The 7,820-nt window shown below is 69.0% G+C and carries 7 protein-coding genes and 3 tRNA genes; 1 reads left to right on the top strand and 9 read right to left on the bottom strand.

What is annotated here, in order from left to right; genetic code table 11:
- Positions 1-196 precede the first annotated feature (196 nt).
- The 9 genes from ABT130_RS27390 to ABT130_RS27350 form a co-directional block, all read right to left on the bottom strand.
- Positions 197-1,207 (bottom strand): transketolase family protein, encoded by a 1,011-nt coding sequence (locus ABT130_RS27390; protein WP_350959938.1) that lies wholly within the window; start codon positions 1,205-1,207, stop codon positions 197-199.
- Entirely contained in the window at positions 1,204-2,094 is an 891-nt protein-coding gene (locus ABT130_RS27385) for a transketolase (protein WP_350959936.1), read from the bottom strand. The genes ABT130_RS27390 and ABT130_RS27385 overlap by 4 nt, the downstream gene beginning before the upstream one ends.
- A gap of 19 nt (positions 2,095-2,113) precedes the next feature.
- Positions 2,114-3,433 (bottom strand): MFS transporter, encoded by a 1,320-nt coding sequence (locus ABT130_RS27380; RefSeq protein ID WP_350959934.1) that lies wholly within the window; start codon positions 3,431-3,433, stop codon positions 2,114-2,116.
- A 31-nt stretch (positions 3,434-3,464) separates the two neighbouring features.
- Positions 3,465-4,331 (bottom strand): NAD(P)-dependent oxidoreductase, encoded by an 867-nt coding sequence (locus tag ABT130_RS27375; RefSeq protein ID WP_350959932.1) that lies wholly within the window; start codon positions 4,329-4,331, stop codon positions 3,465-3,467.
- 98 nt (positions 4,332-4,429) lie between these two features.
- A complete protein-coding gene (locus tag ABT130_RS27370) occupies positions 4,430-5,122 on the bottom strand; it encodes a FadR/GntR family transcriptional regulator (RefSeq protein ID WP_350919817.1) in 693 nt (230 codons plus the stop codon).
- Between the two features lie 305 nt (positions 5,123-5,427).
- Positions 5,428-5,502, bottom strand: a tRNA-Val gene (locus tag ABT130_RS27365).
- Between the two features lie 17 nt (positions 5,503-5,519).
- Positions 5,520-5,590 (bottom strand) — tRNA-Cys (locus ABT130_RS27360).
- A gap of 25 nt (positions 5,591-5,615) precedes the next feature.
- Positions 5,616-5,687, bottom strand: a tRNA-Gly gene (locus tag ABT130_RS27355).
- Positions 5,688-5,800: 113 nt separating this feature from the next.
- The gene (locus tag ABT130_RS27350; protein ID WP_350959930.1) at positions 5,801-6,463 is read right to left on the bottom strand and encodes an ACT domain-containing protein; all 663 of its coding nucleotides are present in this window, start codon (positions 6,461-6,463) and stop codon (positions 5,801-5,803) included.
- 92 nt (positions 6,464-6,555) lie between these two features.
- Between ABT130_RS27350 and dusB the strand changes: the two genes are divergently transcribed.
- Entirely contained in the window at positions 6,556-7,677 is a 1,122-nt protein-coding gene (gene dusB / locus ABT130_RS27345) for a tRNA dihydrouridine synthase DusB (RefSeq protein WP_350959927.1), read from the top strand.
- Positions 7,678-7,820 lie beyond the last annotated feature (143 nt).

Below are 7,820 nucleotides of genomic sequence, written 5' to 3'. Positions count from 1 at the left end.
CGTGAGCCGTTTCGTGCCCACCCTCGGGCGTGTCTGCTCCCACGGATTCCAGAGCGGCAGGCTGAGGAAGCACCTGCCGGTGGGTCTGCTCACTTACATGAAACGTAGCCATCTGGATCACACCTCCAGTTCATGACGGCTAGGGCTGGTCAACGCGGGGCTTCGAAGCGCATCGCTGCGCCTCAAGCCCCCTCCTTCAGGAGGGGGTCGTTGACGCCAGCTCTTCGAGCACCTTGGCGACGACGGTGCCGGTGGCCAGGCCGTACTTCTCGTGCAGGGTGGGCAGGGCGCCGGCGTCCAGGAAGGCGTCGGGGAGGGCGATCGGGACGACCCGCCTGCCGATGCCGGCCCGCACGACCGCCGAGGCGACCGTCTCGAAGAGCCCGCCGACCACCGTGTGGTTCTCCAGCGTGACCACCAGCCGGTCGCTGTCGACCTCGGCGAGGACGGTCTCGGCGTCGAAAGGCTTGATCGTCGGAGTGTGCACCACCGCGACGTCGACATTGTGCCTGGCCAGCTCCTCGGCCGCCTGCAGGGCGCGCATCGTCATCAGGCCGCTTGACACGAACACGACGTCGTTGCCGCCGCGGAGCACGGCCGCCTTGCCGAGCCGGAAGGTGTAGTCGTACTCGTCGAGGACCGTCGGCACCCTGCCGCGCAGCAGGCGCAGGTAGGTCGGGCCGTCGGACGCGGCCAGCTGGGGCACCGCCTGCTCGATGTCGACGGAGTCGCACGGATCGACGATCGTCAGGTTCGGCATGCCGCGGAAGATGGCGATGTCCTCAGTGGCCTGGTGGCTCGGGCCGTACCCCGTGGTCAGGCCGGGCAGGCCACCGATCACGTTCACGTTCAGGTTCGGCTCGGCGATGTCCAGGCACAGGAAGTCGTACGCGCGGCGTGCCGCGAACACCGAGTACGTCGAGGCGAACGGGATGAGGCCGACCTCGGCCATGCCCGCCGCCGCCCCGAGCAGCAACTGCTCGGCCATGCCCATCTGGAAGAACCGCTCGGGGTGGGCCTTGGCGAAGACGTGCATGTCGGTGTACTTGCCCAGGTCTGCGGTGAGTCCCACGACGCGCGGGTCCTGCTCGGCCAGGGCGGCCAGGGCGTGGCCGAAGGGTGAGTTCGCGGTCCTCTGCCCGGGGTCGGCGAATGAGGCGATCATCGCCGAGGTCGTCAGGCGCTTGGCGCCCGTCGCGGTGCTCACAGTGCTTCCACTCCCTCGTACCCGGCCGTCAGCTGCTGACGGCACAGCTCCCACTCGTCCTCGTCGATCCGCATGAAGTGGGCCTTCTCGCGGGTCTCCAGCAGCGGGACGCCCCGGCCGATCCTGGTGTCGCACAGGATCACCGAGGGCCTGCCCTCCGGGCGGGCCTGCTCGGCGACGGCGTCGAAGGCCGCGAGCAGCGCCTCCACGTCGTTGCCGTCCACCCGCTGGGTGAACCAGCCCGCCGCGACCCATTTCTCCTCGGCCGGCTCGATGCGCATGACCGTCTCGGTCTTCCCGTCGGCCTGCAGGGCGTTCATGTCGACCATCGCGGTCAGCAGGCCCAGCCTGTGGTGGGCGGCGCCCATCGCCGCCTCCCAGGTCGAGCCCTCGTCCAGCTCACCGTCGGACAGGAAGTTGTAGATCCGTGAGTTCGACCCCTGGTGGCGCAGCCCGAGGGCCATGCCGACGGCGACGGTCAGCCCGTGGCCGAGTGATCCTCCGGAGATCTCCATACCGGGCGTGTAGGACGCCATTCCGGACATCGGGAGCCGTGACCCGTCGGAGCCGTAGGTCTCCAGCTCGTCGAGGGGCACGACGCCCGCCTCGGCCAGGGCCGCGTAGAGGGCGATGGCGTAGTGGCCGGTGGAGAGCAGGAACCTGTCGCGCTCGGCCCAGTGCTCGTCGTCCGCCCGGTAGCGGAGCTGGTCGACGTAGGTGACCGCCAGCATGTCGGCGACCCCGAGTGCCTGGCCGACGTAGCCCTGGCCCTGCGCCTCGCCCATGTTCAGGGTGTGGTGACGCATCCGGTAGGCCGCACCGCGCACCCTCTCCGCCCGCGCCGCCGGATCGAGGCGGCCGGCCTGCGGTTCACTGAGTGTGGTCATGTCTGTTCTCTTTCTCTCTTCAGATGGTCGCGGCCGTGGTCCTGGACGACGCCGGGGTGCCGACCTTGACCGGAGCGGTCTCCGGGGTGAGGGCGGCGGCGATCGTCGAGACCACGCCGAGCAGCATGAACAGCACCGCCGGGCCGATCCACCCGATGGATCCGTACAGGGCGGTGGCCAGGAAGGGCAGCAGGCCGGCGACCAGCGAGGCGCCGTTGTAGCCGAGGGAGATTCCCGAGGAGCGGACGTCGCGGGGGAACTGCTCGGAGAACCAGGAGGACTCCACGGCGAAGATCGGGTCGTGGCTCAGCAGCAGGCTCAGGGCGACCGCGACGACGACCATGACGACCGCACCGGTGTTGATCATGAGGAACATCGGGATGCCGAACGCGATCGTGAACAGCGACCCGATCAGGAACACCGGCTTGCGGCCGATCCGGTCGGACAGCGCGCCGTACAGCAGGTGACTGGCCAGGCCGAGCGCGGATCCGACGATGGTGCCGATCAGCACGTTCTGCTTGTCGGTCAGCTCGGCGAGCACCACGTACGAGAGCATGAAGCTGGTGGTCACGTAGTATCCGCCGGTCTCCGCGAGCCGCAGAGTCATGATCTTGAGGATCACCCGCCAGTCGCGCCTGATGACGTCCAGTGCCGGAGCCTTGCGGATCTCGTTGTTCTTCTTCATCTCCGCGAAGTCGGGCGACTCGGAGACGCCCATCCGGATGAAGATGCCGACGGCGACCATCACCACGGAGAGCAGGAAGGGCGCCCGCCACACCCAGGAGCCCTCCAGCAGGGCCTCGCTGAGCAGGAACGCGCCGTTGGCCAGCAGCAGCCCGGCCGGGATGCCGATCTGCGGGACCGCGCCGAAGAAGCCGCGGCGGCGTTCGGGGGCGTGTTCGACGGCCATCAGGACGGCTCCGCCCCACTCGGCGCCGAAGCCGATGCCCTGGAGGATCCGCAGCAGGATCAGCAGGATCGGCGCGAGCGCGCCCGCCTGGTCGTAGGTCGGCAGCACGCCCACCAGGACGGTCGCGACGCCCATGAGCACCAGCGACCACATCAGGATCGTCTTGCGGCCGACCCGGTCGCCGTAGTGTCCGGCGAGGTAGCCGCCGAGCGGGCGGAACAGGAAGCCGACGGCGAGCGTGGCGAACGACGCCAGCACGCCGACGAGCTTGTCCTCGGAGTGGAAGAACACCGTGCCGAAGTAGGCGGCCGAGGCGGTGCCGTAGATGAAGAAGTCGTAGCTCTCCACCGCGGTGCCGACCATCGAGGCGAAGGACACCTTTGCCGGGTTGTCCCGGTGAGCACCGGCGACGTTGGATGCAGCGGTCATGTGCCGCTCCTCGCTATCTTAATGATCTTGATCACTGGGGGTGTTCGTAGGTTTCGATGACCCGTGAGTCGTCACGTGTCGCAAGACCCGCGTCGGCGGCCTGCTGGTAGCGGGCCCTGGCGACGTCGAGGAGGGGGGTCCGCGCCCCGGCCGCCCGCGCGGCCTCGTATACGAGGCCGCTGTCCTTGACGAAGATGTTGATCGTGCTGGTGACGTCGACGTCGGTGCCGCGCAGCATGCGCGGCCCGCGGTCGGAGAGCATCCATGAGCCGGCGGCTCCCCGCTCCACGAGGGAGAGGACCTTCTCCTTGTCCAGCCCGAGCGCGGACGCGAGAGCGAGGGCTTCGGCCGCCGCCACGATGTGGACCGAGCAGAGGTGCTGGTTGACCACCTTGATGGCCTGACCGTCACCGAGCGCGTCTCCGACCGCTTGGACCGTTCCAAACCTGTCGAGGACGGGACGGGCGGCCTCGATGTCGGTGGCCGGGCCCGAGGCGAACATGGTGAGCTCACCGGTCCGGGCCCTGGCCACCCCGCCGGTGACCGGCACGTCGACCACGACCGCGCCGGCCACCTGTAGCCGGGAGCCCTGCTCGCGCACCGCCTCCGGGCCCACCGTGCTCATCACGATCCAGCGCTGACCGGTCACATCCACTGCCAGCGCCTCGGTGACAAGGGCTTCGAGCTGCGCCGGAGTGGCGACCATGACGACCACGAACTCGGTCTTGGGTGCTTCGGAGAACCGGGAGACCGCCCGTACGCCGGCGGCCTCGGCCCGCTCGTGCGCGGCCGGTAGCGGGTCCACCCCGGTGACCGCGTAGCCGGCGGACACCAGTTGGGTCGCCATCGGCAGGCCGATGGCGCCGATACCGACGAAAACGACTGTTGGGTCGCTCATGGACATCCTTCTGTTCTGGGTGATCCGGCCCTGTTTCCGGGCATGGCATGGCCCGCTGCCCGCGCGGGGGTGGCGTGTCGTTGTCGTGTGTGGGAGACCTAGGGTGAGTGTGTGAGGGAGGACCACACCTCGAAGTGCCTGCGCATCGCGATCCGCGCGCCCTCGCCGTCCCGTTCGCCGATGGCCTCGACGATCCCGTAGTGGACCGTGTCGATGACCCGGGTCTTGCCCGGGGTCAGGGGCTCGCGTTCCACCGCCAGCCGGCGGCGCTCGACGACCTCGCTGCGGAGCACGTGGCTGAGGCCGTCGTGGACAAGGTTGAAGACGGGGTTGTCGACGATCAGGAACAGCCGGTGGTGGAACTTCAGATCCGCTTCGAGGGCGCGCTCGCCGTCGCCGTCGCCGCTGGCCTTGACCATCTCGTCAACGAGTTCACGCAGGGCGTCGACGTCGTCCGCGGTGGCCAGTCTCGCCGCCGCCTCGGCGACGGACACCTCCAGCATCTTCCGTGCCGACGCGAACTGTTCCTGGCTCAGGTGGCCGAGCTGGACGCCCAGGTCGAAGTAGAGCTGGATGAAACCGGCGTCCGGGGTGCTCAGGTAGGAACCCCTGCCCTGCGTGCGGTCCAGGAAGCCCAGCATCTCCAGCATCGACAACTGCTCGCGCAGGGAGCCCCGGCTGACTTCCAGGGAGGTCACCAGCTCGCGCTCCGTGGGCAGGCGCAGGCGGCCGGTGGCGGGCTCAGGGCTCGCCTGCTCGGCAAGGCTCCGAACCAGGGCTGCCAGATCCATGCCCATCCCCTCTCGTGACTCTTTGGTCGAACCAATTGCATCGAGGTTAAGGTGGCGTTGCTTCCAGGTCAACAGATTGGTCAAACCTATTTTCGGGCGGGGTGCTCGGAAGGAGAGGTGGGGCCGTCGGCTGCGACCCTCGCCAAGATCTCTGGGTCAACAACGGTCTCCCCGCAACGTCGGCACCGGTGCTGACGACAACCCGGAACAGCGGACATCGCCCGGAGAAGCCAGAAGGCCGCCAAGGCCCCTGATTTGGGGCTTTGGCGGCCGTTTGATCTGGTCGGCATAGATGCCATGGATGGTGGTGGACGATACAGGGATTGAACCTGTGACCTCTTCCGTGTCAGGGAAGCGCTCTCCCGCTGAGCTAATCGTCCGCATGGGGAAAGACCAGAGGTGGAGACGGGATTTGAACCCGTGTAGACGGCTTTGCAGGCCGTTGCCTCGCCTCTCGGCCACTCCACCGGAGTGAGAGCCCGAAGACCCTTCGAGCGGAAGACGGGATTCGAACCCGCGACCCTCACCTTGGCAAGGTGATGCTCTACCACTGAGCCACTTCCGCGTGTTTCCCCCGGGTTTCGCTCCCGGTGGCGACGAGAGAACTCTAGCGGGTTTTCCGCGCGGTTGCGTAACCGTGCGTTCAGCCGCCCGTCCGGTGACCGTAGGGCGGGCGGCTCAGCCGGTCTGGTCGGTCTGGTGGCGCAACTGACGGACGACGGCGCGTTCCACTGCGGGCAGGGTGAGGAAGATCTCCAGGATGCGGGTGAGGCGGTGCACCTCGATGCGGTGGAAGGCGGGGCCGTCGGCGCGGGCCAGCAGGAAGGTCAGGGCCAGCGGGGGCAGCGGGGCGGCGATCACGTGCAGGCCGGAGTCGAGGGTGAAGGAAGTCGGGCGGGCGGGGGTCTCGGCGGGGAAGGGGACCTGCTCGGGAGCCCGCCAGCTGGAGTGGACGGTCACGCGAGGGATCTTCTCGGTCGCCGCCGCGGCCCAGTCGGCGCTGAACAGCACGGGCATGGAGTCGATCAGGGTGGCCAGCGCCCGATCGCCCGCCGTGGTGATGTATTTGAGGATCTCCAGCTCCGGGTAGGTGCCCGGTGCCTCGCGCGTGCTCCAGACACCTTCGACCGTCACCTCCGGCACGCTCTCCAACCCCTCGACCAGGGTTTCCCTGGGAGCGGAGTCGGGCCAGTAGACGGTGATGTCGTCCAGTGCCCGGCCCTCGCCGCGCTCCAGGACGACCACCTGGGTGATGTCCGCGCCCGCGACGCCGAGGACGCGGGTGACCTTCCCCAGGGAGCCCGGCCGGTCGGGCAGTGCGATCCGCAGTCGCAGTAGCATCCGCGGCCTCCCATGTCACGTCGGGTTACACCAGGTACACCATATCCAGCGGATGATTCGTCCCGCTCGTCGTGGTGCGGTAGAAAAGCCAGGTGGAGTCGTTGAAACTGGGATCGCTGGAGGTGTGGCCGCCGGTCGTCCTCGCCCCGATGGCCGGGATAACCAACACGGCGTTCCGTGCCCTCTGCCGGGAACAGGGCGGCGGCCTGTTCGTCTGCGAAATGATCACGACGCGGGCGCTGGTGGAGCGTAGCCCGAAGACGTTGAAGATGATCCGGTTCGAGCCCGACGAGCGTCCCCGCAGCCTCCAGCTCTACGGGATCGACCCGGTGACGGTCGGCAGGGCCGTCCGCATGATCGCCGAGGAGGACCTGGCCGACCACGTCGATCTCAACTTCGGCTGCCCGGTGCCCAAGGTGACCCGCAAGGGCGGCGGCTCCGCCCTGCCGTACAAGCGGAACCTGCTCCGGGCGATCCTGCGCGAGGCGGTGCGCAACGCCGGGACGCTGCCGGTGACCATGAAGATGCGCAAGGGCATCGACGACGACCACCTGACCTATCTGGACGCCGGGCGGATCGCCGTGGAGGAGGGCGTCTCCGCGATCGCGCTGCACGGCCGCACCGCGATCCAGCACTACGGCGGAACCGCCGACTGGGAGGCGATCGCGCGGCTCAAGGAGAGCGTGCCGGAGATCCCGGTGCTCGGCAACGGCGACATCTGGAGCGCCGACGACGCGCGCCGCATGATGGACGAGACCGGGTGCGACGGCGTCGTCGTCGGCCGGGGATGCCTGGGGCGCCCGTGGCTCTTCGCCGACCTGGCGGCCATGTGCGAGGGCGGCGACGAGCGGCGCCGTCCCCGGCTGGGCGAGGTCGCCGTGACCATGGACCGGCACGCCACCCTGCTGACCGAGTGCTTCGAGAGCGAGCCGCACGCCGTGGCCGACTTCCGCAAGCACGTCGGCTGGTATCTCAAGGGTTTCACCGTCGGCTCCGCCCTCCGTCGCCGCCTGGCCACCTCCGAGACCCTGGCCGGCCTGCGGGAGGGGCTCGCCGAACTCGACGCCGACCAGCCCTGGCCCGAGGGCGTGGACGTCCCCCGGGGCAAGACCAATCCGCGCGACCGCGTTCACCTGCCCGCCGGCTGGCTCGACGACCCGTACGACCTCGCGGTCCCCTGCGCCGACGCCGAGACCGACACCTCGGGCGGCTGACCCGCGACTTCCCGGGTGCCGTCGTTGAGGCGGATGGTCGACCATCGGTAGCCGTGCGCCCCGGTTCTGCCGCCTGACGTTCGCTTTCCCGCGCCGTTGGGGCAGAGGTCTCCCGCGAGGACGGGCGTGACGCGAATGTGACC

Source organism: Streptosporangium sp. NPDC001681 (assembly GCF_040298085.1).
Classification (GTDB): domain Bacteria; phylum Actinomycetota; class Actinomycetes; order Streptosporangiales; family Streptosporangiaceae; genus Streptosporangium.
This window is presented reverse-complemented; position numbering and strand designations above follow the sequence as displayed.

What these genes read in the sequence shown, in the direction of transcription:
- ABT130_RS27385 (WP_350959936.1), bottom strand. Translation starts at nt 2,094, where the DNA reads ATGACCACACTCAGTGAACCGCAGGCCGGCCGCCTCGATCCGGCGGCG.
- ABT130_RS27380 (WP_350959934.1), bottom strand. Translation starts at nt 3,433, where the DNA reads ATGACCGCTGCATCCAACGTCGCCGGTGCTCACCGGGACAACCCGGCA.
- ABT130_RS27375 (WP_350959932.1), bottom strand. Translation starts at nt 4,331, where the DNA reads ATGAGCGACCCAACAGTCGTTTTCGTCGGTATCGGCGCCATCGGCCTG.
- ABT130_RS27370 (WP_350919817.1), bottom strand. Translation starts at nt 5,122, where the DNA reads ATGGATCTGGCAGCCCTGGTTCGGAGCCTTGCCGAGCAGGCGAGCCCT.
- ABT130_RS27350 (WP_350959930.1), bottom strand. Translation starts at nt 6,463, where the DNA reads ATGCTACTGCGACTGCGGATCGCACTGCCCGACCGGCCGGGCTCCCTG.